Here is a 25,578-nt window from a genome sequence, read left to right as displayed (position 1 = left end):
TCAACTTTCTGGAGAAAGACCGCATGACCGCTCTGCTGGATCGTTGTGTCCTCGAGATCGACGGCCGTCCTGTCGGTGTCCTGGTGCCCGACGGCGACGACGTGATCTTCACCGCGACCGATCCGGAGGCCGACCTGCTGACCGGCACCCGCCATTCCAGCCCCCAGGAGGCGCTGAGCGTGGTGCGGGCCCATCTGGGCACCGCGCCGCCGGCGCCGCCGCCGCTTCGCCCTGCCGCAGGCGGCAGGCTTCACGCCGGCACCGCGGCCTGACCGGCCGACACAAGGGCCCTTCCCCGGAAGGGCCCTTGATCTTTCGGGGCAGGGCTCACGCGGACGTGATCCCGCCGGGCGGCCGTTGATGGTTCGTCCCGGCGCTGCGGGCCGTTAGGGTATGTGTTCGCAGATCCTGATGGAGGTCCCATGACGCCCCGCGCCCGCCGTGCCGCCCTTGCCGCCGCCTGCCTTCTGCTTGCGGCCGTCGTCCTGCCGCTGGGCTGGGCCTGGACGCTGGGCACCGAACCCGCCCGCGCCGCCGGCGTGATCGTCGACGAACGCGACAAGCAGGTCCTGACCCCGCGCGCGGTTGCGGAATCGGGGACGGGCGTGGTCACCGGCAACCCGCAGGGCGACGTGACGCTGGTGGAATATTTCGACTACCAGTGCCCGGTCTGCCGCCGCGTGCATCCCGACGTGCGGGACCTGGTGGACGGGGACGGCAACATCCGCGTCATCCACAAGCACTGGCCGATTTTCGGCGATGCCTCGGTGGCGGCGGCGAAGCTGGCCCTGGCCGCCCGATGGCAGGGGGCGGAGGTCTACGATGCCGTCCACCACGCCCTCATGACGCTGCCCGGCCGCCTGACGTCCGAGCGGGCCCGCGCGGCGGCGGCGGAGGCGGGGCTCGACCTGGCGCGGGCCGACGCGGCGCTGGCCGAGCGCGCCGACGCGGTCGTGGCGCAGCTCCAGGGCGTGGCGAGCGAAGCGGCACAAATGGGCCTGCGCGGCACGCCCGTGTTCCTGGTGGGCAGCTACTTCCTGCCCGGCGGCCCCGACCGCGCGGCGCTGGAGACGCTGGTGGAGGGCGTGCGCAAGGGCGAGGACCGGCTTTAGGGCAGGTCCGAGAGACCGCCGTCGCGGCCGACCCACCGGCCAAGGCGCCGGGTCCAGTCGGCAGCCGCCTTGGCATCCCAGCCGCCCGAGCGTGGGTTCATGAAACCGTGGCGCCCACTTCAGCAATGCCGAGGCGGACGACATGGAGGCCCGCGCCGCTGAACTGCTGGCGCTGGACGCGCCGCAGGTTGGTATGGGGGGCGAGATAGTCCCGACCGGGGACGTTGCCCGCGACCTGCCGGGCATCGTGGAAACCGTGGAGTGCCCCGACGCGGTGACGGCGGAGGCAAGCCTGCAACGTCTAGACATGGCAGGTGATGCCCGTTGCATGACGCTTGCGGCCGACACGGCGGAGACCATCGGCGCCGGCAACAGCCTGGAAAAGATGCTCGCCCATCAAGCCGCGAGCGCCCATCAGCTTGCCATGCGCATGACCGCGACGGCGAACAAGTGGTTGGACGCGGGTACGCCGACGCTGGGCTCATTTGGCAAGGGCGAGGTGACGGCGATGCAGGAAGCGCAGCGCGCGGCCAACGCGGCGGCCCGCCTCATGCGGTCCTTTGACGACCACATGGAAACGCTGCGCAAGCTCCGGTCGGGCGGCGAGCAGCGCGTGACCGTCATTCACCAACACGTCCAGGTCGCCGGCGGAAATGTCGCTGTGGCTGGCAGCGTGAGCCGGGGGCAGGGAGGGGGCGAAAATGAAAAGCAATGAACGACCCCGCGCGCCCGCGCTTGCCGCACTCGACGAGGCGCAAGCCGCGCCCCGGTGCGGTGCTAAGACCCGATCCGGTGGGGCGTGTCGCGCGCCGGCCGTCACAGGCCGCCGCCGGTGCCGGATGCACGGCGGGGCGCCCGGAAGCGGGGCGCCTTTGGGGAACCAGAACGCCCGGAAGCATGGGCGCTATTCCGCCGCCGCCAAGGAAGAGCGGAGGCTTGTGCGCTCTTTGATCCGCGAAATGCGAGCTTTTAACGGAACCGTGAGGTAGGGGAGTGTCCCGTGATGAGCGACCCCGGCCCTGTTGGCTGATATGTTGGGCCGCACTGCCACAACGCCGCGCGCGCCCGCGTCGCGCGGCGCCGCACGGTGGGGTGCGCAGGCCGGGCAAGGCGCTTCGGGCGCATTTCTGCTGACGACCAACTTCGCCTCTCAGAACATGCGGCGGTTGCTCGAGCGGGTGAGGCCCCACGGCGCCGCAAGGTACAGGGGGCTTGCGGCCCGGCCGAGGCGGATGGACTGGCTTGGCCGGTGCGCCGTGGGCGGGAGGTACTTAATAAGCGTGGGCCGGTACCCACGCTTACAGACAACCTCCGAATCCGTATGCCTCTTCTGGAGTCATCGGAGGCCCGATGCTTGAAACTTGGAGGCAGCATCAGGCCTCCGGTCCGCTAACGAGAACCTGAGGAACCAGACTATGATGCTTTTCGCCGCGCCCAGCCAATCACAAACAGGCCACTGCCCAATAGAGCAAGTGCCGGCGGAGCAGGAACGACAATTGAATCAACAGGCGGCGCGGCTCCTGCTGGCAGGTCAACCGCAATGTTGATCAGGCTCAATGCATCGCTCACCGTGCCGTGCGTGATACTGAATGTATTGCTGCCCGGAGATAGCATTCCTGTCACGTCAAATGACCGGATGTCCCACAGGGCTCCATTCCCGACGGTCGTGTCCGGATTTTGCGGCACCGTATCTCCCTGAAAGACGTCGCCCGGACCGGCAATGGAGACACCGTTGACGTTTAGCGACGCGTCCGTAAACGTCTGACCGTCAGAAACCGTAAAGACCAGTTCCGCTGTTCCGCCGCTGTAATTGATACCGGCCAAAGTGACGTCCCATCCGACAGGATCATAAGGATTCTCAAAATTCGCGTCGTTTCCGTCGAACATAACGACATCTCTGTTGTTGGTATCATCTCCATCATCAAAGAACGCGAAGATAGAAGCGCCGTTTGCATGTTCAGCAGGCAGCCCGGAGATGTTGTAAACCCCGTCGTTTGTGACGATGTCTGTTACATCTGCTCGATAGGCTTGGCTGTTGGCCTGCCCCCAGAAGTTATCGTCTGAAAACCCGATGTTTTCTCCCGTCACAGCCGTTCCATTGAGAAGCACGTTTGCATTGAAGTTAGGATCGGTTGAGTTGGTAGGACCGTGCCAATACAAATAAGCTTGAGTGATTGAACCGGAGATTCCGCTTATCGTGATGTCTCCGGTACCCGTCCCTCTCAGGCCGCCGACGCCAGCTGTGGTCCAATCCGTATCGAACTGCGTTTCGAACGGATTTATTACGTTAGCCATTGCGTGCGCTGGGGCCAAGGCGACGAAAAGCGCGCCTATTTTAGCAAGTGTTGCCACTTTCATTTTCGACCTCCTGTTGATTGATGTGCGGAGGCAACGCATTCAACAGGTGTGCCAAAACTCCACCTTCAGGAAAATCAACAGCACTGAGGAGTTTCAATTGGCGAACGTGTAAAAGATCCATACGCTTCGTATGGCCCAAACAAGGGAGAATCAGCTGCGGTGGCAGCGCATTTCGTTGAAACTAGTAGGAAAATCTGCCGACAGACGTCGGCGCGCTCCCCATCGTTAGTGTAAGGAACAATTAACACCAGATGGACATATCATTCACCATGCGCACTTCTCTCTCAATAGCGCTCAGAGTCCGTTTGAGAACCGCTGGCCAACAGCTGATGCGGCGCAGCAGGAGGCTTCCGCGGGCGATCTGGCTCATGGCTTCGGAGGCATCTATCTGCGCCTCGTAGTTGCGGACTATGCGGCGTCAGCGGGTAAGCCAGGCAATTTTGCTCCCATGCGGGTCAACCGTTGGCGGCGGCCTGGGACGCATGACGCTCGGGTGGGCGTTATTTTCTGCAAAGGTCTCCTAGTGTTTGCTGTCGGCACGGTCTCTCCGATGCCGAAGGCCGGTCGGTCCCCGTATTCCCCTACGTCTCCGACGGGCCTCCCAATCAGGGAAATCAAGATGCCCAAGCCTTTGAGCATTGCATCTCTGTCCGCCCTGGCGGCCGAAGCGGAGTGCCACGTCATGCGCTACCGGCCTGAGACGGTGGCCGAGGCACGCGCCGGTGCAAACGGGTACGCTGCCGAACACTTGGCGCACTTGCCTGAGGACCAGCGGTTAGCCGTTACTGAGGCTGCGGTACGGCTCATGGTCGATAGCATGACCAGGGCCGTACGAGCGCGGGCACGACTGCATTAATCGTAAAGCTCCCTTCGGGCCTTCACCATGCGGGCGATCCGGTCAGCGCGGTGGAATTTCCGCCGGGTTTCGTTTTCAAGGCGCGCCATGACGACAAGGCGCCCATTATCATCAGGCGTCTGCGCGACAGCGGGCAGAACCGTGTTCGCAGCCGTAATAGCGGCATCCGCCGACGAGGAAGCATGCAAGCAATGGCGAGGGCGACCTTCCGGGTCGCCCTTCCAATTTGCGGTGTTGCTCCGCAGCGGGTGGCCCATGAGGGAGCGAAAAACAGGATTGGCCCATGTGTGGCCCATTGCAAGGCCGTGGCTCGCGCGAAGGCCAAAAAAAACCCCGGAAACCAACGGCTTCCGGGGCAAGTAGAACAGGGAGGCTTCACGTCTGGGAGACGTAGGATCCGAGGACCCTTGCATCGGGCACGCATGCCCGATCCGAGATGGCGGTGAAGATCACCGCCGAAACTCTCGCCGGCGAGGCGCCGTAGCACCGTGCCGCCGACGAAGAGAGATATAGGCGATCCCATCGGTGGTGGGTACACTCAAAAAAGTAGGGCACATATGCGATGGCCGCATGGCTTGAACCCTTGATTTCAAGCTTTGCTTATCTCTTGTGCACCGCATTCATGCAGGCCCCGCATAGCTCCCGCCGCGCCCGATTTTTGTGCACTGCGGCAGAAGCCTCAGCTGCTGCTTACGGTCGCCCGGTCCGACGATCCGACAGCGGCAGGTCGGACACCACCGCTCCATCGGCGCCGACCACCCGCACCGAGGCGTGTCCGGCTGCCGAAAGCACCCGTCGGAACTCGACACTGACGGGCACGCCCGCCGAATCGCGGGGGCCGGTCATGCGGTAGATCTGGTCCGGCGTGCCCAGCAGCGTGATCGCCGCCGTCGCCGCGTGCACCGCCACCGAGATGTAGCGCAGGTCGGCCGACGGGCCGCTGACCGCCACCACGTGCCGCAGTCGCGCCCGGTAGTGTTGCAGGCGCAAATAGGTGGTGGCGTGGGCCGGGGCGAATCGGCGGGCGTCGAAGGGCACGGCATGCTCGCCCACCAGCACCGTCGGACCGCCGGTCCCCGGTTCGGCGTCCTGCACCATGCCCAGCGTTCCGGCGGCAAGGTCCAGGTCCGGCACGTCGGAAACGGCGGCGACCGGCGTACCGGCCGGCGGCGGAAGGGTGCTTGTGTCCGTCAGCGCGGCGTTCACCTGATCGGCATCCAGGCCCGCGGGCACCACGATCATGTCCAGTCCCGGCAGCCAGGTTGGTCGGCGGGCCAGGACGAGGGCCTCCGACAGCGCGTCGTCAGTCGACACGATCTTGAGCGTCAACGGATCGGCCATGGCCGGGCAGCCTCCGGGTCGTTGCGGGTTCTCCGACCGGAATATGGGCGGCCTCAGCCGTATTGGCGACCCCATTAGACGAAGGAGGTGATGGATCGTTTCGACCTCCTGGTGAGTTTCCTGTGGACCCACGAACCCTGCATGACATTTGAAGCGTTAACCGACGGTTCCAGACACGCCGACAACTCAACCTCGGCCCGTAAAAATGGAAATGACATGAACGCGCACACGACTCCCGATCCCATCCTCGATACCGACGCCGCCGCCGCGGTGCTGGCGGAACTGGGCAACGGCACGCGGCTGACCATCTTCCGCCTGCTGGTGCATGCCGGTCCCGAGGGGCTGGCCGTGGGCGACATCCAGAGCCGGCTGGGCATTCCGTGGTCGACGCTGTCGCACCATATCTCCCGCCTTGTGCGTGTGGGGCTGCTGGAGCAGGTGCGCGACGGGCGCACGCTTCTCTGCCGGCCGCGGCACGACACGCTGAACGCCGTGATGGGTTGGCTGACGGAGGAATGCAACCTGCCGTTCGTCGCCGAGGCACACGCCGGAAACGGCGGCGCCTGGCGCGGCCAGGTCCCGCCGCCGGCCGAGTGAGCGGCGCATAGGATCATCGTGCGGCGCGCGGGGCTTCCCGGCTTGCGTCCATCGGCAGGAAGACGACATGATCGGAGTCTTGCCGGACCGAGCCAGGAGACCCCGCCATGGCCGCATCCCTGCGCCCGCCCGCCCTGCGCGTGGCGGCGCTCATTCCCGCCGCCGGCGCCTCGTCGCGCATGGGCCGGGACAAGCTGGCCGCCCAGGTCGCCGGGCGCCCCATGCTGGCGCGGGTGGCCGACTGCCTCATGGGCGCCGGGCTCGACCCGCTGGTGGTGGTTTGTCGCGGCGCCGATGATCCGCGCCGCGCCATCCTCGACGGGCGCCCCGTCCTGTGGGCCGACAATCCCGCCTGGGCCGATGGCATGGGCACCTCCATCGCTGCCGGAGTCGCGGCCCTGCCCGAGGGGCTGGACGGCGTGGCCGTCTGCCCCGGAGACATGCCGCTGCTGACGGCATCCGACGTGATGACGGTATTGGCGGCCTTCGACGGCCAGCGCATCACGGCGGCGCGGCACGAGGGGCGGCGCGGCCACCCCGTCATCTTCCCCACCCGCCTGTTCCCGCAACTCCTGGCGCTCACCGGCGATGCCGGTGCGCGTGCCGTGGTGGGGGCGGAGCACGACCGCCTCGCCCTGGTCGACGCCGGCCCCGGCTGCCTGGTGGACGTGGACACGCCGGCCGACCTGGCGGCGGTGTCCGATCCGCCGCCTCCGCCGCCGGCGCCGCCCGCCTGAGGCGGGAAAGCCCCAATCAGGCACTCGGGCTTTGCGGGCGCCCTCTTCGCGTTATATAGTGTCAGACATAACGCTAATATTCCAAAATCAGCGGGAGGACCACATGGACGACAAGACGCGGACCGAGATCGAGGCCGCCGCCTTTCGCGGGTTGGTGCAGCATCTTCAGAAGCGCACCGACGTGCAGAACATCGACCTGATGAACCTGGCTGGCTTCTGCCGCAACTGCCTGTCCAAGTGGTACCGGGCCGCCGCCGAGACGCGGGGCGAGGAAATGTCGTACGAGGAGGCCCGCGAGGTGGTCTACGGCATGCCCTACGCCGAGTGGAAGGACAAATACCAGCACGAGGCGAGCGAGGAGCAGAAGCGCCAGTTCGAGGAAACCAAGCCGCTGCACGCCGAGATCAGCGGCCACGTTTGATGCGCGCCGATGAATGAATTCATCGGCACTGCGTTCAGTCGGCACGCAGCCTCACGCGCCATAGGGCGCGGCGGCCGGTCGGCCTTGCCGGGCGACGTGTTTACGTGCTTTCGTGTCGCCCGATCTGATCCGTTCTCCGGCCTTCGCCGCCCTTTCGCGCCCCGATAACGGAGCCGCCCCATGCTCGTCGATCCCTTCGGCCGCCACGTCACCTATCTGCGGGTTTCGGTGACCGACCGCTGCGACCTCCGCTGCACCTATTGCATGGCGGAGAACATGACCTTCCTGCCCAAGCGCGAACTTCTGACGCTGGAGGAGCTTGACCGCCTGTGCACCGCCTTCGTGGAGCGCGGCGTGAAGAAGCTGCGCATCACCGGCGGCGAGCCGCTGGTCCGCCGCGACGTCATGAAGCTGATGCGGGCGCTGGGCCGGCATCTGGATTCCGGCGCGCTGGAGGAACTGACGCTCACCACCAACGCCAACCAACTGGCCAGGCACGCCGCCGAGTTGGCGGGTATCGGGGTCAAGCGCATCAACGTCTCGCTGGACAGCCTGGACCCCGACCGCTTCCGCGCCATCACCCGTACCGGTGACCTGAGCAAGGTGCTGGGCGGCATCAAGGCGGCCAAGGACGCGGGCATCGCGGTGAAGCTGAACGCGGTCGCGCTGTCAGGGCTGAACGAGGACGAGCTGCCGCGCATGGTGGAATGGGCCCACGGCGAGGGCCACGACATCACCTTCATCGAGACCATGCCCATGGGCGAGATCGAGGAAGACCGCACCATGCACTACCTGCCGCTGTCGGTCCTGCGGGAGCGATTCGAGGAGCGCTGGACGCTGGAGGACATTCCGCTGAACACTGGCGGCCCGGCGCGCTACGTGCGGTCGGTGGAGACGGGCGGGCGCATCGGCTTCATCACGCCGCTGACCCACAATTTCTGCGAAGGCTGCAACCGGGTGCGGCTGACCTGCACCGGCATGCTCTACATGTGCCTGGGACAGGAGGATTCGGCGGACCTGCGCAAGGTGGTGCGCGACAGCGAGTCGAACGAGGCCATCCACGCGGCCCTGGACGAGGCCATCGCACGCAAGCCCAAGGGCCACGACTTCGTCATCGACCGCGGCGCGCCGCGGGCCGCGGTGCCGCGCCACATGAGCGTTACCGGCGGCTGATGGCGCCACCGACCCGCCGTGCCTGAAGATCGGCGAACCGCGCAGGTCGGTTCCGTGTTGGTCTGGCAACCGCAGACAGGCACGGAGGAAGTCTCATGCGCAAGACGCTGCTGACGGCTGTTGCGGCGGTCGCTCTGTCCGGTGTGTCCGCCTGCGGTCTGCTGCGCAAGGACTGGGCGGAGGACGAGCCCGTGGGCCTGTCGCAGGAGGAATGGACCGACGAGGAGACGTTCCGGGACGGGCCTGAACACGGCGGCGCCGAGGTTGACGAGATCCTGGAGGACGACGACGGCGTGTTTTGACGGATGGTTCCTCTTCCGTCCGTCCATGACTGAAAACCGCCCGCGCGGCATCCGCACGGGCGGTTTTGACGTGACGGGGGAGGGGCGGCTTAGAACCAGCCTTCGTCCTCTTCCAGCGCCCCGCTCTGGTCCTCGTCCCATTCGATGAACTCTTCCTCGTCACCGAATTCGTCCTCGGTCAGCTGGGCGTCGGCATCGTCGTCCCATTCCTCGAACAGGCCGGCGGTCTGCTCCTCGTTGTATTCATCGCCCCAGGTCTCTTCGCCCCAGGCGGTGAACTCTTCCTCGTCCAGCGTGCCGCTCTGGTCGCGGTCGTAGTCGCCGAACGTGCCGCCGACGGCCGCGTACTCGTCGCGGTCGAGCATGCGGTCCTCGTTGGCGTCGAGGGTGCCGTAATCGGCCTCGGTGCGCACACCGATGGTGTCGACCTCGTTGTTCACTGCCTCTTCGTTGGCCGTGTCCTGGGCGGAGGCGGCAAGCGGCGTCAGGCCCACGGCCAGTGCGATGGCGGCGGCATAGGTAAAGGTCTTCATGGATCAAGTCTCCCGTTAGGTGAGCAGACGCCGTGGTAACGGGGGCGGGTCAAGAAGAGATGCCCTGATCTGAAATATTCGATCGTAAGGAGACGTGCTTTTCGCATATTCCACTGAAGCAACATATCCTAAATATCTTTCTGGCGTCCTGAATTTTTCGCATTGTCGAGACAAAAGCAAGAAAACGGCCGCGTCCCGGCGGACGCGGCCGTTTCACGCGCATCAGAAGAAGGTGCCTGTGCTTATACGCCTCGATGATTGAAATCATCGAGGCTGCGTTCATTCGCCACGCAGGCTCACGCGCCATAAGGCGCGGCGGCCGGTCGGCCTTGCTGGGCGACAAGTGTACGATTTCAAGTGTCGCCCGGTATTATTCGTACTCGGGCAGTTCCGCCGTCTGGCCCTGGCGATAGCTGTAGAAGTCTGGGCCGTCGCCGGCGCGGAACTGGTCCAGCGTGGTCACGGCGTCGGACGACAGGCGCAGGCTGCCGTCCTCGGCCACCGTCAGCGCGCCGAAGGGAACGGCGAGCGTGCGGCCGCCGACGATGATCGGTCGCTCCTCGCCGGCCATGGGGCTGTCGGCGGCGAAGGTGTAGCCCATCTGGCTGTGTTCCTCGTCCAGGCGCACAACCGCGTCGTTGTAGGTGTTCTCGCGGCCGATCAGGTCGACGACCGTGCCGATGCGCGCGCCGTCGAGAATGACCTCGCGGCCCGACAGGTCGGCAGCCTGCACCTGTGTGTCGCCGATGGTCACCGCCTGGTCCTCGCCGGCGGCGGGCGTCTGCTGTGCCTGGGTCTGCTGTTGCGCCTGGCCCTGCTGCTGGCCGCCTTGGCCCTGCTGGCCGGCGGCGGCCTGCTGCGAGCCGGCGGGGCGCTCGCCGTCAGGGCTCCAGCCGCCGCGCGTCAGCATGCCCTCGGCGGCATTGGCGAGCGTCATGCAGGTTTCGCTCTCGCCGGCCTGGTTGGCGAGCCGGGCGGCGTCGAGGGCCGACAGGGCGCCTTCCAGGTGTTCCTCGCTGATGTTCAGCCGTGCCGAGGCGTCGGTGTGGCTGATGTTGGGAATGGCCTGGGAAATCCAGGTGATCTGCTGGTCACAGGTGGGATTGCCCTGGGCCGAGGCGGTGCCGGCGGCGGCGATGACAATGGCGGCGGCGCCGGCGGCAAGCGTGGTGTGTCGCATGAACATCCTCCGTGTGCTGGGTGTCTGCCAGCGCAACGGACGCGGCGGGGCGCGGTTCCCCGACACTGCGGCGGCTACGCCTCCAGCGCCTCGAAGGCGGCCCGGGCGGCCGAAAGATGGTGAACGGCGGTGCTCAGGTCGAGGTCGAGGATAGCGGCGGCATCCTCGACCGCAAGGTGATCCAGGCTGACCAGAAGCAGCAGCTTGCGCTGAATGCGCGGAAGGGCGAGCAGGCCCCGCAGCCGGGGTGACACGGCCAGGTCGGCGCGCGAGTCCTGCAGTTCCGTAAGGATCTTGTGCAGGTGGCGGTGCAGCGTCGGCTCGTCGATGTCGTGCGCGTGGGGCGCGTCCGGCTGGCGCGGCAGCTCGCGCAGGCAGGTTTCCACGGCATCGTCGGCCAGCGACCGAGAGCCGGTGAACAGGTAGGCGTGCCGCCGCAAGGCCGGAACCTTGGCGGCGAGACGATGTGTTTCCTCCGGCATGACGCCTCCCAGCCCGTCCGTTTCGGCAGGGCTTCTTTCCCCTGATTGGCTTGGGAGTATGACAAAATTCGGGAGCCATTTCAGGCCGTCCAGATGGCGTAAGGGTCGTAATGGAAGGTCTTGTTGCAGTGCATCCGAAAGACGCTGGTGCCCGCGACCTAGGCCGTCAGCGGCCCGCGCCTTCCGTCTCGGACGGCGGCGGCACGGCGACGGCGCGGGCACGGGGAAGGGGCCGTTCGGGCACGTCGTTGACCAGGCCACCCACACCCATGCCCATGATGTCGCGCGCGGTCACCAGCACGTCGGCGATCAGCCGCCGCAGCACCCAGTCGGCGCCGTTCAGCTTGGGCGACCGGGCGCAGCCGGGCAGGCCGAGGACGGCTGCATCCTCCCACCACCCCAGCATGAGCAGATTGCCCGGGTCCACCGGCATCCCGAAGTGCTCCACCCGGCCGCCGACGGCTTCCAGGGCGGCCGGCAGCACGTCGCCCCGGTCGGTGATGGCCGAGGCGCCGATCATCAGCACCATGTCGCAGTCTTCCGCCTTCAGCGCGCGGAGCGAGGCGGCGACGGCCTGGACCGTATGGGCGCAGCGGCGTTCGGCGGCGAGCACGCTGTCGCAGCCGGCCAGGCGCTCGGCGGTGGTGGCGGCGGTCTTTTCCAGCACGCTTTCCTTTGTGCCGGCGACGCGCGTCTGCACCAGCCCGACCGCCCGCCCGCGCCATGGCGCGACGGACAGTGGCTCCGCCGGCGTCAGGAACTCGGCCAGCGCAAGCGTGTCCTCGGGGACGGCGAAGGGGATGATCTTCACCGTCGCCACCATCCGCCCCGGCTCCACCAGGTCCAGGTCGGGCAGGGTGGCGAGGGTCACGGCCTCGGAAACACTGTTGATGCGGTTCACGGCCTCGGCGTTGACGCGGAACAGCCCGCCGGCGGTGGCGTGCAGGTTGACGCGGCCGGTCGCCGCCCCGCGCGCCTCCACCCCCGGGCCGAGCACGGCCTGTGCGATGCGGACGGCGGCAGCGTCCTCCGACACGTCGCCCGGCTCCAGCCGCGCGGCGATGACGGTCGCAACGCCCTCTGCCCGCAGGTCGAACAGGTCGGCGGGGGAGAGCACCCGGCCCTTGGGCCATTTGCGGCCGGCGACGGTCATGGAGTGCGCCAGCACGCAGCCCTCGGCCTGGTCCACTGGCACGTCGCCGAACTTCATGGCGTCGTCCCCCGCCGCACCGCCGTCACCTGCGCGAGGATCGACAGCGCGATCTCCGCCGGGCTGCGGGCGCCGATGTTGAGCCCGACGGGCGCGTGGATGCGGCCGATCTCGGCGTCGGAGAAGCCATGGCGCTCCAGCCGCCCGACCCGCTGCCCGTGGGTCTTCCGGCTGCCCAGCGAGCCCACGTAGAACACCGGGCTGCGCAGGGCGACGTGAAGGGCCGGGTCGTCCAGCTTGGGGTCGTGGGTCAGCGTGACGACGGCGGTGCGGTCGTCGAGGTTCATGGCCTCCAGCGCCTCGTCGGGCCAGTCGTGGGTGAGCGTCACGCCGCTGAAGCGGCCGGGGCTCGCGAAGGCTTCGCGCGGGTCCACCACCACCACGTCATAGCCCGTCATCACCGCCATGGGGACAAGGTGCTGGGCGATGTGCACCGCGCCCACCACCACCAGCCGCGGCGGCGGGGCGTGGACATCGACGAACAGCGGCCGCGCGTCGGCCCCCGGCTCGGCCTCCAGCACGCCGCCGGCATCGCCGTTCATGCGGGCGCGGACGGCGGTGCGTTCGTCGGGCGAGAGGGTCAGGTCGCCCTCGTCGGCGTCGGGGGTGACCAGCACCTGCGCGCCGGTGGCGGTGTCGGTGACCAGCGCGGCGGGGGTGCGGGCGGCCTTGGCGGCCAGCAGGGCGTCGAGGATGTGGCGCTTCATCGGCGGCCTCCGGTACCGGTTCCGCCAAGCGCGTGAGCCAGCGCGTCCAGGCTGTCGAGGTTATGGACGGGGCGGAACTCGTCCACGAAGTCTATCATGGCCGCCGCCCCCTTGGCTTTCGGCGCATAGCCCTCCCACCGCAGCAGCGGGTTGAGCCAGATGAGCCGGCGGCAACTGCGGCGCAGGCGATCCATTTCATGCTCCAGTCCGTCGCCGGCGTCGCGGTCCAGCCCGTCGGTGATGAGCAGCACGACGGCGCCCTGCGCCAGCACGCGGCGCGACCACACGCGGTTGAAGCGGTGGAGGCAATGGCCGATGCGGGTGCCGCCCTCCCAGTCCGGCGCCTCGCGGCCGACGCGGTCCAGCGCCTCGTCCACGTCGCGGCGTTTGAGCGTGCGGGTGACGTTGGTCAGGCGCGTGCCGAACAGGAAGACGTGCACCCGGTCGCGGTCGTTGGTCAGCGCGTAGAGGAAGCGCAACAATATGCGCGCGTACTGTCCCATGCTGCCCGAGATGTCGCACAGCACCACCAGCGGCGGCGGACGCTCTCGCCGTTTGGCGCGGGCGAGCATGATGACATCGCCGCCGCGCCGGGCGGTCTCCCGCATGGAGCGCCGCAGGTCGATCTTCGCCCCCGTGGCGGCGGGGCGGAAGCGGCGGGTCGGGACGGCCATCTTCGCCAGACGCATTCCCGCGATCAGCCGCCGGGCCTCCGCCAGTTCGTCGGCGGTCATCTGCTCGAAATCCTTGGACCGCAGGATTTCCTCTTCGGAAAACACCAGCCGGCCGTCGATCTCGATCTGCTCCTTCTCCTCCTCCGGTTCGTCCAGCGGGCGGTCGGGCGCCTGGCCGAGCGCGTCCTGAAGGCGGCGGGAGAGGTCGGGCTTGTCCTTCTGAAGCTCGGTCCGCATGGCGGGCAGCAGCAGGCCCATGGCGCGCTTCAGAAGGTCCGGGTTGCGCCAGAACACGTGGAACGCCTGATCGAAGACATCGTGCTGTTCCCGCCGGTCGGTCAGCGTGGCGTGCAGGGCCCAATACAGGGCCGTGCGGTCCTCCACGCCGACGGCCTCCGCCGCTTCCAGCGCGCGCAGGGCCTTGGCGGGGCCGACGGGCAGGCCGGCGGCGCGCAGGGTGCGGGTGAAGGCCACCACGTTGGCGGCAAGGGCTCCGGCCATGGTCGGGTCAGTCCGCCCGCAGTTGCGACAGATCCGCCTTCACCTGGGTGAGCAGCCGCGCGGCCTCGTCGCCCTGGATGGCGGCGATGTCGTCCTGGTATTTCAACAGGATGCCCAGCGTGTCGTCGACCATGCCCTGCGACAGCTCCAGCTGGTCCAGCTCCACCAGCGTCGTCGCCCAGTCCAGGCTTTCCGCCACGCCCGGCGCCTTGAACAGGTCCTGCTTGCGCAGCCGCTGGACGAAGCCCACCACCTGCCGCGTCAGTTTCTCGGGCAGGTCGGGCAGGCGGCTTTTCAGGATCGCAAGCTCGCGGTCGAAGCTGGGGTAGTCCACCCAGTGGTAGAAGCAGCGGCGCTTGAGCGCGTCGTGAATTTCGCGCGTGCGGTTGGAGGTGATGATGACGATGGGCGGGCGCTCGGCCTTGATCGTGCCGATTTCGGGGATGGAGACCTGGAAGTCCGACAGCACCTCCAGCAGGTAGGCCTCGAAGGGTTCGTCGGTGCGGTCCAACTCGTCGATCAGCAGGACCGGCGGGCCATTGGTGTGCGGCTCCAGCGCCTGCAGCAGCGGCCGGCGGATGAGGAAGCGGTCGGAGAACAAGTCCTCGCCCAGCGTTTCCTTCGGCGTGTCGCCGGTGGCCTCGCCGAGGCGGATTTCCAGCATCTGGCGGGCGTAGTTCCACTCATAGACGGCGGCGGAGACGTCCAGCCCCTCGTAGCATTGCAGCCGCAGCAGGTCACGCCCGAGGGTCTGGGAGAGGACCTTGGCGATCTCGGTCTTGCCGACACCGGCCTCGCCCTCCAGGAACAACGGCCGCCCCAGCTTCAACGCCAGGAACAGCACCGTCGCCAGAGAGCGGTCGGCGACATAGGAGCCCTGGTTGAGCAGGGACAGGGTTTCGTCGACGGATGTGGGACCGTCATGGTAACCTTGCAGGGTCATAATTCTTATCTGCTCGCAAGGATTGCATGAATGGGTAGCATACTTTTAAACCTCCTCATTAGCGTTCTAGCAGGCCTAATTGCCTCATTTCTAAATGAAAGAGTCACAAAAATTTACCGAAGGAAGGTGGAGGCTGGAGAAATCCAAGACATATTCGACAAGAAGGTTTGGATGAGAAGGCTGCAGCGCGTTTTCGGCCCTTTCCCCTCAATAACTTTCTCCGTTTCCTTTATATTTTCATCCCTATTATCATTCGCCGTTCTTTTTTCTGACAAAGACAATGCGATCCCCAGCGAAGCAAGCACGGCTTTCTTGGTCGTCCTAGCCGCCTTCTGGTTTATGAGCATGATCAAGATAAGTAAGGTTGACCGAGCGCCTACCAGCCTTCAGCACTACGGTCGCCTCATCATGTTTTCAGTCAACACCGGCATGTTCGGCGCTTTCTCTCCTGCCGTGATTGCCTACGCATATTCATTCATGCTTCGCATTTTTTGGAGTTGAACGGGGCGGCACGCAGCGCGCACCGCCCCAGACTGACGCCCCGTCAGCCCATGGCCGCCTCCACGGCGCGTTTCGCCATCACCGTCACCAGATGGGCGCGGTATTCGGCGCTGGCGTGGATGTCGCTGTTCAGGTCGTCGGCCGGCACCTTGATGTTCGCCACCGCGTCGGGGCTGAAGTTGGAGGCAAGCGCCTGCTCCATCTCCGGCACGCGGAAGGCGTTGGGGCCGGCGCCCGTCACGCCGACGCGCACGCCGCTGTCCGTCTCCGCCACCATCACGCCGACGATGGCGTAGCGCGAGGCGGGGTGGCGGAACTTGGCGTAGCCCGCCCGCTTGGCGATGGGGAAGCGGACCTCGGTGATGATCTCGCCCTCGTTCAGCGCGGTCTCGAACAGGCCGGTGAACATGTCGTCGGCGGCGATCTCGCGGCTGTCGGTGACGATGGTCGCATTCAGCGCCAGCACCGCCGCCGGATAGTCCGCCGCCGGGTCGGCATTGGCGATGGAGCCGCCGATGGTGCCCCGGTTGCGCACCTGGGCGTCACCGATCTTGCCCGCCAGGTAGGACAGCGCCGGGAACTTGCTCTTCACCGTCGGGTCGGCCCACACCTCCGCGTGGGTGGTCATGGCTCCGACGACGATGGTGCCGCCTTCCTCGCGCACGCCCTTGAGTTCAGGGACCGAGCGCAGGTCGATGAGCGTGGTCGGCATGGCGAGGCGCTGTTTCAGCGTCGGGATCAGCGTCATGCCGCCCGCCACCACCTTGGCGTCCTCGTCGGCCTTGAGAGCGGCCACCACATCGGCGGCAGACTTCGGGGTTTGATACTCGAACTGGTACATAGGATACCCCTCCTTATTCCGCCGCCATGGGCTGCTGCTTGGACTGGAGCACGCGCCAGACGCGTTCCGGCGTCGCGGGCATGTCCATGTGGTCGACGTCCAGCGCGTCGCACACGGCGTTCATCACGCAGGCCGAGCCGCCGATGGTGCCGGCCTCACCGCAGCCCTTCACGCCCAGCGCATTGGTCTGGCAGAGCACTTCGTTGGTCTTGACCTCGAAAGCGGGCACGTCGTCGGCGCGCGGCATGGCGTAGTCCATGTACGACCCGGTGACGAGCTGGCCGCTCTCCTCGTCGTAGACGCAGTTCTCCAGCAGCGCCTGGCCGATGCCCTGGACGATGCCGCCGTGCACCTGGCCTTCCACGATCATCGGGTTGATGACGCGGCCGAAGTCGTCCACGGCCACGAAGCGGACGATCTTGGTGATGCCCGTTTCGGGGTCGACCTCGACTTCGCAGATCTGCGTGCCGTTGGGGAAGGTGAAGTTCTTGGGGTCGTAGAAGGCCTGTTCGTCCAGGCCGGGTTCCAGTTCCTCCAGTGGATAGTTGTGGGGGACGTAGGCCGCGCCCGCGATTTCCGCGATGCCGACGGACTTGTCGGTGCCGGCGACGGTGAAGACGCCGTTCTCGAACTCGATGTCGTCGGCGCTGGCTTCCAGCAGGTGGGCGGCGATCTTCTTGGATTTGGCGATGACCTTGTCGATGGCCTTCATCATCGCCATGCCGCCAACAGCCAAGGAGCGCGAGCCGTAGGTGCCCATGCCGAACGGCGTGCGGGCGGAATCACCATGGACGATCTCGATGTTCTCCATGGGCACGCCCAGGCGCTCGGACACGATCTGGGCGAAGGTGGTGGCGTGGCCCTGGCCGTGGCTGTGCACGCCGACCATGACCGACACCGTGCCCGTCGGGTGGAACCGCACCTCCGAGCTGTCATAGAGACCGGCGCGGGCACCCAGCGCCCCGGCGACGTTCGAGGGCGCAATGCCGCAGGCCTCGATGTAGCTGGCGAACCCGATGCCGCGCAGCTTGCCGCGCTTGGCCGCTTCCTCCTTGCGCACCGCGAAGCCGGCGTAGTCGATCATCTCCAGCGCGTCGGAGAGGTTCTTGGCGAAGTCGCCGCTGTCGTATTGCAGGCCGACCGGCGTGTCGTAGGGCATCATGTCCGGCGTGATGAAGTTGCGCCGGCGGATTTCCGCCCGGTCCATGCCAAGCTTGCGCGCGGCGGCGTCCACGATGCGCTCGATCAGGTAGCAGGCTTCCGGCCGCCCCGCGCCGCGATAGGCGTCCACCGGCACCGTGTTGGTGAAGACGGCCTTCACCTCGGCATAGATGGCCGGCGTCTTGTACTGGCCCGACAGCAGCGTCGCGTACAGGATCGTCGGGATGGACGACGCGAAGGTGGACAGGAAGGCGCCCATGTTGGCGATGGTGTTCACCCGCAGGCCCAGGAACGTACCCTGGTCGTCCAGCGCCAGTTCGGCGTGCGTGACGTGGTCGCGGCCGTGGGCGTCGGACATGAAGCTTTCCGACCGCTCCGCCGTCCACTTGACCGGGCGGGCCAGCTTGCGGGCGGCGAAGACGACCAGCACTTCCTCCGCATAATGGAAGATCTTCGACCCGAAGCCGCCGCCCACGTCGGGCGCCACCACGCGGACCTTGTGCTCGGGCAGGCCCATGGTGAAGCCGCACAGCAGCAGGCGGATGAGCTGCGGGTTCTGGCTGGTGGTGGTGAGCGTGTATTCCTCGGTGCCCGGATCGAACTCGCCGATGGCCGCGCGCGGCTCCATGGCGTTGGGCACCATGCGGTTGTTGATGAGGTCCAGCTTGACCGTGTGGGCGGCCTTCGCGAACGCATCCTCGGTCGCGGCCTTGTCGCCCCATTCCCAGTCGTAGCAGACGTTGTTGGGCGCCTCGTCATGCACGGCGACGCCGGCGCTCTCGGCGTTGGCGGGCGAGACGACGGCGGGCAGTTCCTCGTAGTCCACCACGATCAGCTCAGCGGCGTCCTTGGCGGCCTGGAGGCTGTCGGCCACCACCACGGCCACCTGATCGCCCACGTGGCGCACCTTGTCGACGGCCAGCGGCAGGTGGGCGGGCTCCTTCATGGGGGAGCCGTCCTTGTTCTTGATGAGCCAGCCGCAGGGCAGGCCGCCGATGCCGGCGTCCTTGACCTCCTGGCCGGTGATGATGGTCTCCACGCCCGGCGCGGCCTCGGCGTCCGTGGTGTCGATGGAGAGGATGCGGGCGTGGGCGTGGGGGCTGCGCAGGATGTAGGCGTAGAGCTGCCCCGGCTTGTTCATGTCGTCGGTGTAACGGCCCTTGCCGGTGAGGAACCGGCGGTCCTCTACGCGCTTGACGCTGGCGCCGATGCCGTTGGTCTTGGTCGGCTTGTCCTGAACGGTCATGTCGATGTCTCCCTGGCGTGGCGCCGGATCACTCGGCGGCGACCTTGCCGCCCGACTGCATGTCGGTCAGGCCGGTCTTCACGGCCTTCACGATGTTGTGGTAGCCGGTGCAGCGGCAGATGTTGCCCTCCAGCCACTCGCGGATCTGCTCCTCGCTGGCGTTGGGCTCGCAGCGGGCCAGGTCGACGGCGCTCATGACCATGCCGGGGGTGCAGAAGCCGCACTGCAGGCCGTGATGCTCCTTGAAGGCCGCCTGCATGGGGTGCAGCGTGCCGTCCGGGGCGGCCAGGCCCTCGATGGTGGTGATGGTCGCGCCGTCGGCCTGGGCTGCCAGCATGGTGCAGCTTTTCACCGAGACGCCGTCCACATGCACCGTGCAGGCGCCGCACTGGCTGGTGTCGCAGCCCACATGCGTGCCTGTCAGGCCCAGGTTGACGCGCAAAACGTCGGACAGAAGCGCGTTGGACTCGACGGTGACCTTCCGGGCCTTGCCGTTGACCGTCATGTTCAGCGTGAGTGCCATGAAGTTCCTCCCTGTTGCGCCGCGTTGTCGGGCGCGTCTTTCGTTATCTGTTTGCCATGGCGTGGTGGAGCGGCGGAAAGAGGTCAGCCCCCTCCGCCGCCGAGAAGCAGGATGATGAGGATGATGAGCACAGCACCCCCGATCCACCACATCCAGGTCTTCATGGGCGTGCCGGCGGCCTCGCCCTTGGTCTGGCCGCTTTTCGCCGCCGTGGTCGCCGCCGCCGCATGGGCGGCCATGGGCTGTTCCGGTGTGGACGCAGCCGCTTCTCCGCCGGCGCGGTCGGGCGAGCGTCCGGCGACGGTGCCGACGGCCGGCGATGGCGCACCCACGCCCGCCGGGGCGGGTTCCTCGGGACGGCCGGCGTCGCCGGTGGCGACCCCCATGCCGGTGGTCTCGGCCGGTTCGGCCTCCTGCGGGGCGATGCGGGCGGTCAGGTTGGCGAAGAAGTCGTCGGCGTACTTCTTGGCCGTGCCCTGGATGAGGCGCGAGCCCAACTGCGCGAGCTTGCCGCCCACCTGGGCGTCGGCCTTGTAGGTGAGCTTGGTGTTGGTCGCGTCCACTTCCTCCAGCCACACGTCGGCGCCGCCCTTGGCGAAGCCGGCGGCACCGCCCTTGCCCTCGCCGACGATGCGGTAGCTTTCGGGTTCGTTGACGTCTTCCAGCCGCACATGGCCGTTGAAGGTGGCCTTCACCGGCCCGACCTTCGCCTGCACCTTCGCCTCGTAGCCGCCGGCGGGGCCCTCGTCGGTCTCCGTCAGTTCCTGGCAGCCGGGAATGCAGGCCTTGAGCATTTCCGGGTCGTTGATGGCGTCCCAGACCGTCTTGCGGTCGGTGGGGATGAGGTATTCGCCGGTGATATCCACGGGGTCTTGCTCCTCCTGCGTCGTCTGCGGTGTTTTCGTCAGGTGATCGCTTCGACGAAAATTTCGATGGTGCCGCCGCAGGCGAGGCCCACGGCCCAGGCGTCTTCGTTGGCGACACCGAATTCCAGGGTTTCGGGGCGGCCGGAGGCCATGGCGCGCATGGCGGCATCAACCACGGCACCCTCCACGCAGCCGCCGGAGACGGAGCCCACCATCTCCCCGTCGTCGCGCACGGCCAGCTTCGACCCCACGGGCCGGGGCGATGAGCCCCAGGTGCGCATGACGGTGGCGACGGCGACCTGTTGCCCGTCGTCCAGCCAGGAACGGGCGGCCAGCAGCGGGTCCTGCGGCGGGGCGGGGGCGGTCGTCTCGGTCATGCGGAAGCCTCCCGCGCCGGGCCGACCTTCAGGTCGTGCTGTTTCTCGGTCGCACCCGTCAGCGCGGCGTGCAGCGTGTGCCAGGGCAGGGTGACGCACTTCACGCGCAGCGGGCTCGCGTGGATGATCGTCAGCGCCTCCAGCACCTCGCGTTCCTCGGCGTCCAGCATGGGCGTTTCGGCCAGCGGCTCGCCGGAGACGCAGGCATCGCGGAAGGCGGTGAACAGGGCGTCGGCCGCCGCTTTCTCCTTGCCGCGCACCAGGCCCGCGAGGATGGAGGCGGACGCGGTGCAGATGGCGCAGCCGCGCGTGCGGCAGGCGCAGTCGGCGATGGTGGTGGGGGCGGCCTCGGCATAGCGCAGCGTCAGCGCAACCCGATCGCCGCACATGGGATTGTGCCCGTCGGCGCGGGCGTCCGCCGGGTCCAGCGCCTGTGCGTGGCGCGGGTGCGCGCCGTGGTCTTCCACCAGCGCGCGGAACAATTCTTCAGGCGTCTCGAGCATGCTCGATCCGTGCCTCCCCTGGGTCGTGGTCATCCCGATGGGCGGGGCCCGACTCCCGACTTGTTTTCTCAAGTATCAGACCGGCCGGCGGCGGAAGTCAAACGCTCTCAACGGGATAGGACGAAAGTACGATTGCGGAAAAAGGCCCCGCCGCGATGTGCGACGGGGCCGGGAAAAGCCGGGCAGGGTGCTCAGCCGAAGGTGAACCCCTCGGCCGTCAGCGGCAGGGATCGGATCGGCTTGCCCGTCGCCCGCCGCAGCGCCGCCACCAGGGCGGGCGCGGCGGGCGGGGTGCCCGGTTCACCGATGCCGCCCATCTCGGCGTCGCCTTCCGCGATGATGCGCACCTCCACCGGCGGCATGTGGCGCAGGCGCATGACGTCGATCCGGTCGAAGTTGCCTTCCTGCACCTGACCGTTCTTGAGCGACACCCCGCCGAACATGGCCGCCGTCAGGCCGTAGACCAGCGCGCTTTCCATCTGCTGGCGGATGATGTTGGGGTTCACGGCCACCGCGCAGTCCACGCAGGCGGACGCGCGGTGCAGCGTGACCTTGTTGTCGCCGTCCACAGAGACCTCGATCGCCTCCGCCGCGATGGAGCCGAAGCTTTCATGCACGGCGATGCCGCGATGACGGCCCTCCGCCGGGGCCTCGCTCCAGCCGATGGCGTCGGCCGCCGCGTCCAGCACCCGGCGGTGGCGGCTGTCCTGGGGCAGCAGCTTGCGGCGGTACTCCAGCGGGTCCATGCCGGCGGCGTCGGCCAGTTCGTCGATCATCGCTTCCATGAAGAAGCCGTTCTGGCTGTGCCCGACGGACCGCCAGAAGCCCACGGGCACGGCCAATTCGGGCATGACGTAGGTGATGGAGCGGTCGGCCGGCAGGGCATAAGCGCGCTCCGTCAGGCCCTCCACGGCGAAGGGGTCGACGCCCTCCTTGATCATGCTCGGCAACATGCGCTGGGCGATGGAGGGGCAGCAGACGCGCGCCTTCCAGGCCATGGGCAGGCCGTCCTCGTCCAGCCCGACGGTGAACCGCACCTTCGACGCCGGGCGGTAGAAATCGTGGCGCACATCCTGCGGCCGCGACCACACCAGCTTCACCGGACGCCCGGCGGCCTTCGATGCCTGGGCGGCCTGAAGCGCGAAGTCCTGCTCCGCCCGCCGGCCGAAGCCGCCGCCGAGAAAGGTGGTGTGGATGGTCACCTGCTCGGGCTTGAGCCCGACGGCCTTGGCGACGGCGCCCGCCGTCCAGGTCTGCGCCTGGGTCGGCAGCCACAGTTCCGCCTTGTCGGCCCGCACGTCGGCGGTGGCGGTCATGGGCTCCATGGTCAGGTGGGCGAGGTAGGGCGCGGAATAGGTGGCCTCCACGGTTTTCGCCGCGCCGGAGAGCGCCCCGTCGGCATCGCCCTCGGAAACGGCCTGCGCCGCCTCGGCCGCGTCCAGCCCCTCGGTCAGCACGCGGTCCACCTTGGCGTCGTCCAGGTCCTCCGCGCCGCCGGTCCACTTGGGGGAGAGCTTGGACAGCGCCTGGTCCGCGGTCCACCAAGTGTCGGCCAGCACCATGATCGCGTCGTCCAGTTCCACCACCTGCGCCACGCCCTTCATGTCGGTGGCGGGTTTGGCGTCGACGCTTTCCAGCGTGGCGCCGAAGGTGGGTGCCTGGAGGATGGCGGCGTGCAGCATGTCGGGCACGACCACGTCGATGCCGAAGGTCGCCTGGCCGGTCGCCTTGGCGTGCGTGTCCAGGCGCTTGACGTCGGTGCCGATGAGCGTCCAGTCGGCGGGTTTCTTCAGGGCCACGTCCTTGGGCGCCTCCATCTCCGCCGCCGCGCCCGCAAGCTCCCCAAAGGTGGCGGAGTGGTGGGCGTGGCTGATGGTGCCGTTCTCCACCTTAAGCTCTGCGGCATCGACGCCCCATTTCTCGGCGGCGGCGGCCTTGAGCATCTCGCGCGCGGAGGCGCCGGCGCGGCGCATCTGCTCGAAGTCCGACTTCACTGACGTGGAGCCGCCGGTGATCATCGCCCCGAACAGGGTGTTGTTGTAGGCCGGATCGACGGGCGACATGGCGAACGTCACCCGATCCATGGGCACGCCCAGTTCCTCGGCCAGGGCCTGGGGCAGGGCGGTTGTCGGGCCCTGTCCCATTTCGGACCGGCCGGTGACGACGGTCACGCTACCGTCCGGGCCGATGCGCAGCCAGGCGTTGATCTGCGCCGCCTCGTCCGAGGTCTTCCAGACCGGCCCGTCATCGGCGGCGGCGAGTGCGCCCCGGCGGCCCGAGAGCGGCAGCGAAAAGCCGATGACCAGCGCACCGGCGCCGGCCAGCAGGCCGCGGCGGGTGACGGTGGTGTCGGGGGTATTGGCGTGGTCGGTCATGGTCTGAGCCTCCTTCCGATCACGCCTGGGCGGCGCGCTTGATGGCCGCGCGCACGCGGGTGTAGGTGCCGCAGCGGCAGATGTTGTCCATCTTTTCCGCGATGTCCTCGTCGCTGGGCACGCCGTCGGAAGCATCCACCAGGGCGGCGGCGGCCATGATCATGCCCGACTGGCAGTAGCCACACTGGGGCACGTCCTCCTCGATCCAGGCCTGCTGGACGCGGTGCAGGGCGTCGCCCTGGCCGAGCCCCTCGATGGTGGTCACGGACTTGCCCGCGACGGCCGAGATCGGCAGGACGCAGGTGCGCTGCGCCGCGCCGTCGATGTGCATGGTGCAGGCGCCGCACTGGGCGATGCCGCAGCCGAACTTGGAGCCGGTCAGCCCCTCGACGTCGCGGACGACCCAGAGCAAGGGCATGGCGGGGTCGACGTCGACCGTCTTCTCGGCGCCGTTCAGGGTGAAGGTGATGGCCATGGGAAAGGGGGCCTCCTGCCGGTGTTGCGCGTCTCCCGCGCATCAACGGCTTCAGCCCCCTCGGCGGTTCCAGAAGCTTTGGAGGGCGGGGCCTACTCCGGCTCGTCGAGGCCTTCCCCCGTCAGGGCGTCGTCGAACAGGAATTCGCCCTTGGACAGCCGGTCGTCGTTGTTCAGGTCCATGGCGTTGAAGTTCTCGCGGCTGACCCATTCCTCGCGCGTGATGGCCCCGCTGGCGTCGTGGTCGAAGGCGACGAAGGTGGCCGGCATGTCCAGCTTGCCCGTGCAGGCGTTGTATTCCAGCGGCGTCAGGGTCTCGTCGCCGTTCTCGTCCCAGGCCATGAACAGGGCGCCCATGACGTCCACGAAATCCTGCGGCCCGAGGAAGATGTCCTCCAGGTCGAACTCGCTGTTGATAAGGCAGGTTTCGTCCATGGGCAGGGTGGCGGCGGGAGCGCGCGCGCCTTCCATGACGTCGGGGGCGTCGGGGTCGGCGCTCTGGGCCAGGGCCGGCGCGGCGAACAGGGCGCTGAGGGCGGCGGCGGCGATGGCTGTGCGCATGGTCAGGAGCCTCCGGGATGGATCAGTCGAACAGGGTCTCGTCGTAGGGACCGAGCACCGGGTCGGTCATCTCGGTCTCGTCCTCGGGCGTCGCCTGTCCGGGGTCGAAGCTGGGGGGCAGGCCGCCGTTGTCGACGCCCGGCGTCTCGTAGGCCTCGGCGTTGACATCGACGTTGCCGGCGCTGATCTCGCCGTCCTCCAGCGGCGCATTGCCGGTTTCGCAGGCGGCGAGCACGGCGGCGGCGGACAGGACGGCGGCGGCAGGCAGAAGGCGGCGGTGCATGGCGGACTCCCTGTGGTCGAACACCCGTAATCCTTGCCCATCCAACAGGCGAGCCGCCACGCCGGTTCACGCCGGTTCGTCGACCGGGATCAGGTTGGCGGCCTTCACTTCCTCCATCACGACATACGTGTGCGTGGCTTTCACGCCCGGCAGGCTGACCAGCCCGTCGCCCAGGAAGCGGCGGTAGTCGGCCATGTCGGCCAGCCGCACCTTGATGAGGTAGTCGAGCCCGCCGGTGATCATGTGGCACTCCATGACCTCCGGCATGGCCAGGATGCGGTCGCGGAAGGTGTCGAAGACGTCCGGCGTCGTGCGGTCCAGCGCCACCTCGATGAAGCAGATGACGCCATAGCCCAGCAGGTCCGGGTCCAGCTCCGCCCGGTAGCCGCGGATGAAGCCCTCGCGCTCCAGCCGGCGCACCCGTTCCAGGCAGGGCGTGGGCGAAAGATTCACCCTTCGCGATAGTTCAGCGTTGGTAAGACGACCGTCCGCTTGCAGTTCGCGAAGGATCTTGCGGTCGGTCTTGTCGATATCTCTACGCAAGGCAGGGTCTTTCAGTTGAATCCACCAATTTGCGGCCAGCCCGTAGCATGAACCACCGTGAAGGGGCCGTACATAAGCAAAATCGGCTGTTGCCGTTCTGTTACCGTGAAGCCAATGCCGCGACGCATGGCAGGCATGCCCCGGACGCTTGGGAGAGGGCGCGACGGCATGCCGCCGGCACGGCGCGGCACTGCGGT

The 25,578-nt window shown here is 67.6% G+C and carries 30 protein-coding genes; 10 read left to right on the top strand and 20 right to left on the bottom strand.

All coding sequences use genetic code 11. From position 1 onward, the window contains the following. The first annotated feature begins 23 nt into the window (after positions 1–23). The 4 genes from C882_RS05835 (at position 24) to C882_RS25785 (ending at position 2,101) form a co-directional block, all read left to right on the top strand. Positions 24–272 (top strand): hypothetical protein, encoded by a 249-nt coding sequence (locus C882_RS05835; protein WP_009539641.1) that lies wholly within the window; start codon positions 24–26, stop codon positions 270–272. A 150-nt stretch (positions 273–422) separates the two neighbouring features. Continuing rightward, a complete protein-coding gene (locus tag C882_RS05830) occupies positions 423–1,112 on the top strand; it encodes a DsbA family protein (RefSeq protein ID WP_009539640.1) in 690 nt (229 codons plus the stop codon). Positions 1,113–1,254: 142 nt separating this feature from the next. Beyond that, positions 1,255–1,827 (top strand): hypothetical protein, encoded by a 573-nt coding sequence (locus C882_RS05825; RefSeq protein ID WP_009539639.1) that lies wholly within the window; start codon positions 1,255–1,257, stop codon positions 1,825–1,827. Then, a complete protein-coding gene (locus C882_RS25785; RefSeq protein WP_083875710.1) occupies positions 1,814–2,101 on the top strand; it encodes an HGGxSTG domain-containing protein in 288 nt (95 codons plus the stop codon). Before C882_RS05825 ends, C882_RS25785 begins: the two co-directional genes overlap by 14 nt. A gap of 424 nt (positions 2,102–2,525) precedes the next feature. Here C882_RS25785 and C882_RS24560 read toward each other — a convergent pair whose 3' ends face one another. Beyond that, on the bottom strand, positions 2,526–3,470 hold the full coding sequence (locus C882_RS24560) for a PEP-CTERM sorting domain-containing protein (RefSeq protein WP_152415222.1): 945 nt from the start codon (positions 3,468–3,470) through the stop codon (positions 2,526–2,528). Positions 3,471–5,016: 1,546 nt separating this feature from the next. Continuing rightward, on the bottom strand, positions 5,017–5,667 hold the full coding sequence (locus C882_RS05815; RefSeq protein ID WP_009539638.1) for a hypothetical protein: 651 nt from the start codon (positions 5,665–5,667) through the stop codon (positions 5,017–5,019). Between the two features lie 216 nt (positions 5,668–5,883). Between C882_RS05815 and C882_RS05810 the strand changes: the two genes are divergently transcribed. From C882_RS05810 to C882_RS05790, 5 genes are all read left to right on the top strand, one after another. Beyond that, a complete protein-coding gene (locus C882_RS05810; RefSeq protein WP_009539637.1) occupies positions 5,884–6,264 on the top strand; it encodes an ArsR/SmtB family transcription factor in 381 nt (126 codons plus the stop codon). A gap of 107 nt (positions 6,265–6,371) precedes the next feature. Then, a complete protein-coding gene (locus C882_RS05805; protein ID WP_009539636.1) occupies positions 6,372–7,001 on the top strand; it encodes a nucleotidyltransferase family protein in 630 nt (209 codons plus the stop codon). A 103-nt stretch (positions 7,002–7,104) separates the two neighbouring features. Beyond that, a complete protein-coding gene (locus tag C882_RS05800) occupies positions 7,105–7,422 on the top strand; it encodes a DUF1244 domain-containing protein (protein ID WP_009539635.1) in 318 nt (105 codons plus the stop codon). A 180-nt stretch (positions 7,423–7,602) separates the two neighbouring features. Next, positions 7,603–8,595, top strand: coding sequence for a GTP 3',8-cyclase MoaA (moaA, locus tag C882_RS05795; protein WP_009539634.1), 993 nt, complete (start codon positions 7,603–7,605; stop codon positions 8,593–8,595). 95 nt (positions 8,596–8,690) lie between these two features. Next, the gene (locus tag C882_RS05790; RefSeq protein WP_009539633.1) at positions 8,691–8,897 is read left to right on the top strand and encodes a lipoprotein; all 207 of its coding nucleotides are present in this window, start codon (positions 8,691–8,693) and stop codon (positions 8,895–8,897) included. A gap of 89 nt (positions 8,898–8,986) precedes the next feature. Here the strand turns inward: C882_RS05790 and C882_RS05785 are convergent, their stop codons facing one another. From C882_RS05785 to C882_RS05755, 7 genes are all read right to left on the bottom strand, one after another. Then, positions 8,987–9,430, bottom strand: a complete 444-nt coding sequence (locus C882_RS05785; protein ID WP_009539632.1) for an EF-hand domain-containing protein — start codon at positions 9,428–9,430, stop codon at positions 8,987–8,989. Between the two features lie 370 nt (positions 9,431–9,800). Continuing rightward, positions 9,801–10,610, bottom strand: a complete 810-nt coding sequence (locus C882_RS05780) for a hypothetical protein (RefSeq protein ID WP_009539631.1) — start codon at positions 10,608–10,610, stop codon at positions 9,801–9,803. 74 nt (positions 10,611–10,684) lie between these two features. Next, on the bottom strand, positions 10,685–11,092 hold the full coding sequence (locus C882_RS05775) for a sigma factor-like helix-turn-helix DNA-binding protein (protein ID WP_009539630.1): 408 nt from the start codon (positions 11,090–11,092) through the stop codon (positions 10,685–10,687). Positions 11,093–11,258: 166 nt separating this feature from the next. Then, on the bottom strand, positions 11,259–12,302 hold the full coding sequence (locus C882_RS05770) for a molybdopterin-binding protein (RefSeq protein ID WP_009539629.1): 1,044 nt from the start codon (positions 12,300–12,302) through the stop codon (positions 11,259–11,261). Further along, entirely contained in the window at positions 12,299–13,009 is a 711-nt protein-coding gene (locus tag C882_RS05765) for an XdhC family protein (protein WP_009539628.1), read from the bottom strand. The genes C882_RS05770 and C882_RS05765 overlap by 4 nt, the downstream gene beginning before the upstream one ends. After that, positions 13,006–14,184, bottom strand: a complete 1,179-nt coding sequence (locus tag C882_RS05760; protein WP_009539627.1) for a vWA domain-containing protein — start codon at positions 14,182–14,184, stop codon at positions 13,006–13,008. Before C882_RS05760 ends, C882_RS05765 begins: the two co-directional genes overlap by 4 nt. 7 nt (positions 14,185–14,191) lie before the next feature. Continuing rightward, positions 14,192–15,127: an AAA family ATPase gene (locus C882_RS05755; protein ID WP_009539626.1), complete on the bottom strand. Its 936-nt coding sequence runs from the start codon at positions 15,125–15,127 to the stop codon at positions 14,192–14,194. Positions 15,128–15,157: 30 nt separating this feature from the next. On the opposite strand from C882_RS05755, the gene C882_RS05750 reads away from it, so the two are divergent. Beyond that, entirely contained in the window at positions 15,158–15,628 is a 471-nt protein-coding gene (locus tag C882_RS05750; RefSeq protein ID WP_152415221.1) for a hypothetical protein, read from the top strand. A gap of 43 nt (positions 15,629–15,671) precedes the next feature. Here the strand turns inward: C882_RS05750 and C882_RS05745 are convergent, their stop codons facing one another. The 11 genes from C882_RS05745 to C882_RS05695 all read right to left on the bottom strand — a co-directional run bounded on the left by C882_RS05745 (position 15,672) and on the right by C882_RS05695 (position 25,381). Continuing rightward, positions 15,672–16,469 carry an FAD binding domain-containing protein gene (locus C882_RS05745; protein ID WP_009539625.1) on the bottom strand — a complete coding sequence of 266 codons (798 nt, stop codon included), beginning with the start codon at positions 16,467–16,469 and terminating at the stop codon, positions 15,672–15,674. Positions 16,470–16,482: 13 nt separating this feature from the next. Then, positions 16,483–18,876, bottom strand: a complete 2,394-nt coding sequence (locus tag C882_RS05740; RefSeq protein WP_009539624.1) for a xanthine dehydrogenase family protein molybdopterin-binding subunit — start codon at positions 18,874–18,876, stop codon at positions 16,483–16,485. A gap of 28 nt (positions 18,877–18,904) precedes the next feature. After that, entirely contained in the window at positions 18,905–19,399 is a 495-nt protein-coding gene (locus C882_RS05735) for a (2Fe-2S)-binding protein (protein WP_009539623.1), read from the bottom strand. A gap of 83 nt (positions 19,400–19,482) precedes the next feature. Then, positions 19,483–20,265: a CoxG family protein gene (locus C882_RS05730; protein WP_009539622.1), complete on the bottom strand. Its 783-nt coding sequence runs from the start codon at positions 20,263–20,265 to the stop codon at positions 19,483–19,485. A 38-nt stretch (positions 20,266–20,303) separates the two neighbouring features. Beyond that, the gene (locus tag C882_RS05725) at positions 20,304–20,642 is read right to left on the bottom strand and encodes an XdhC family protein (RefSeq protein ID WP_009539621.1); all 339 of its coding nucleotides are present in this window, start codon (positions 20,640–20,642) and stop codon (positions 20,304–20,306) included. Further along, positions 20,639–21,145 carry a Fe-S cluster assembly sulfur transfer protein SufU gene (gene sufU, locus C882_RS05720; protein WP_009539620.1) on the bottom strand — a complete coding sequence of 169 codons (507 nt, stop codon included), beginning with the start codon at positions 21,143–21,145 and terminating at the stop codon, positions 20,639–20,641. The genes C882_RS05725 and sufU overlap by 4 nt, the downstream gene beginning before the upstream one ends. A 191-nt stretch (positions 21,146–21,336) precedes the next feature. Continuing rightward, positions 21,337–23,520: a xanthine dehydrogenase family protein molybdopterin-binding subunit gene (locus C882_RS05715; RefSeq protein ID WP_009539619.1), complete on the bottom strand. Its 2,184-nt coding sequence runs from the start codon at positions 23,518–23,520 to the stop codon at positions 21,337–21,339. Positions 23,521–23,539: 19 nt separating this feature from the next. Beyond that, on the bottom strand, positions 23,540–23,995 hold the full coding sequence (locus tag C882_RS05710; RefSeq protein ID WP_009539618.1) for a (2Fe-2S)-binding protein: 456 nt from the start codon (positions 23,993–23,995) through the stop codon (positions 23,540–23,542). Between the two features lie 92 nt (positions 23,996–24,087). Then, entirely contained in the window at positions 24,088–24,555 is a 468-nt protein-coding gene (locus C882_RS05705) for an EF-hand domain-containing protein (protein ID WP_009539617.1), read from the bottom strand. 22 nt (positions 24,556–24,577) lie between these two features. After that, a complete protein-coding gene (locus C882_RS05700) occupies positions 24,578–24,838 on the bottom strand; it encodes a hypothetical protein (protein WP_009539616.1) in 261 nt (86 codons plus the stop codon). Between the two features lie 66 nt (positions 24,839–24,904). Then, positions 24,905–25,381 carry an Lrp/AsnC ligand binding domain-containing protein gene (locus tag C882_RS05695; protein ID WP_043643834.1) on the bottom strand — a complete coding sequence of 159 codons (477 nt, stop codon included), beginning with the start codon at positions 25,379–25,381 and terminating at the stop codon, positions 24,905–24,907. Positions 25,382–25,578 lie beyond the last annotated feature (197 nt).

It is taken from the genome of Caenispirillum salinarum AK4, assembly GCF_000315795.1.
In the GTDB taxonomy this organism is placed as follows: Bacteria; Pseudomonadota; Alphaproteobacteria; order Rhodospirillales; family Rhodospirillaceae; genus Caenispirillum; species Caenispirillum salinarum.
Note: the sequence above shows the minus strand (reverse complement) of the source record. Positions and strands in the feature narration are given on the sequence as shown.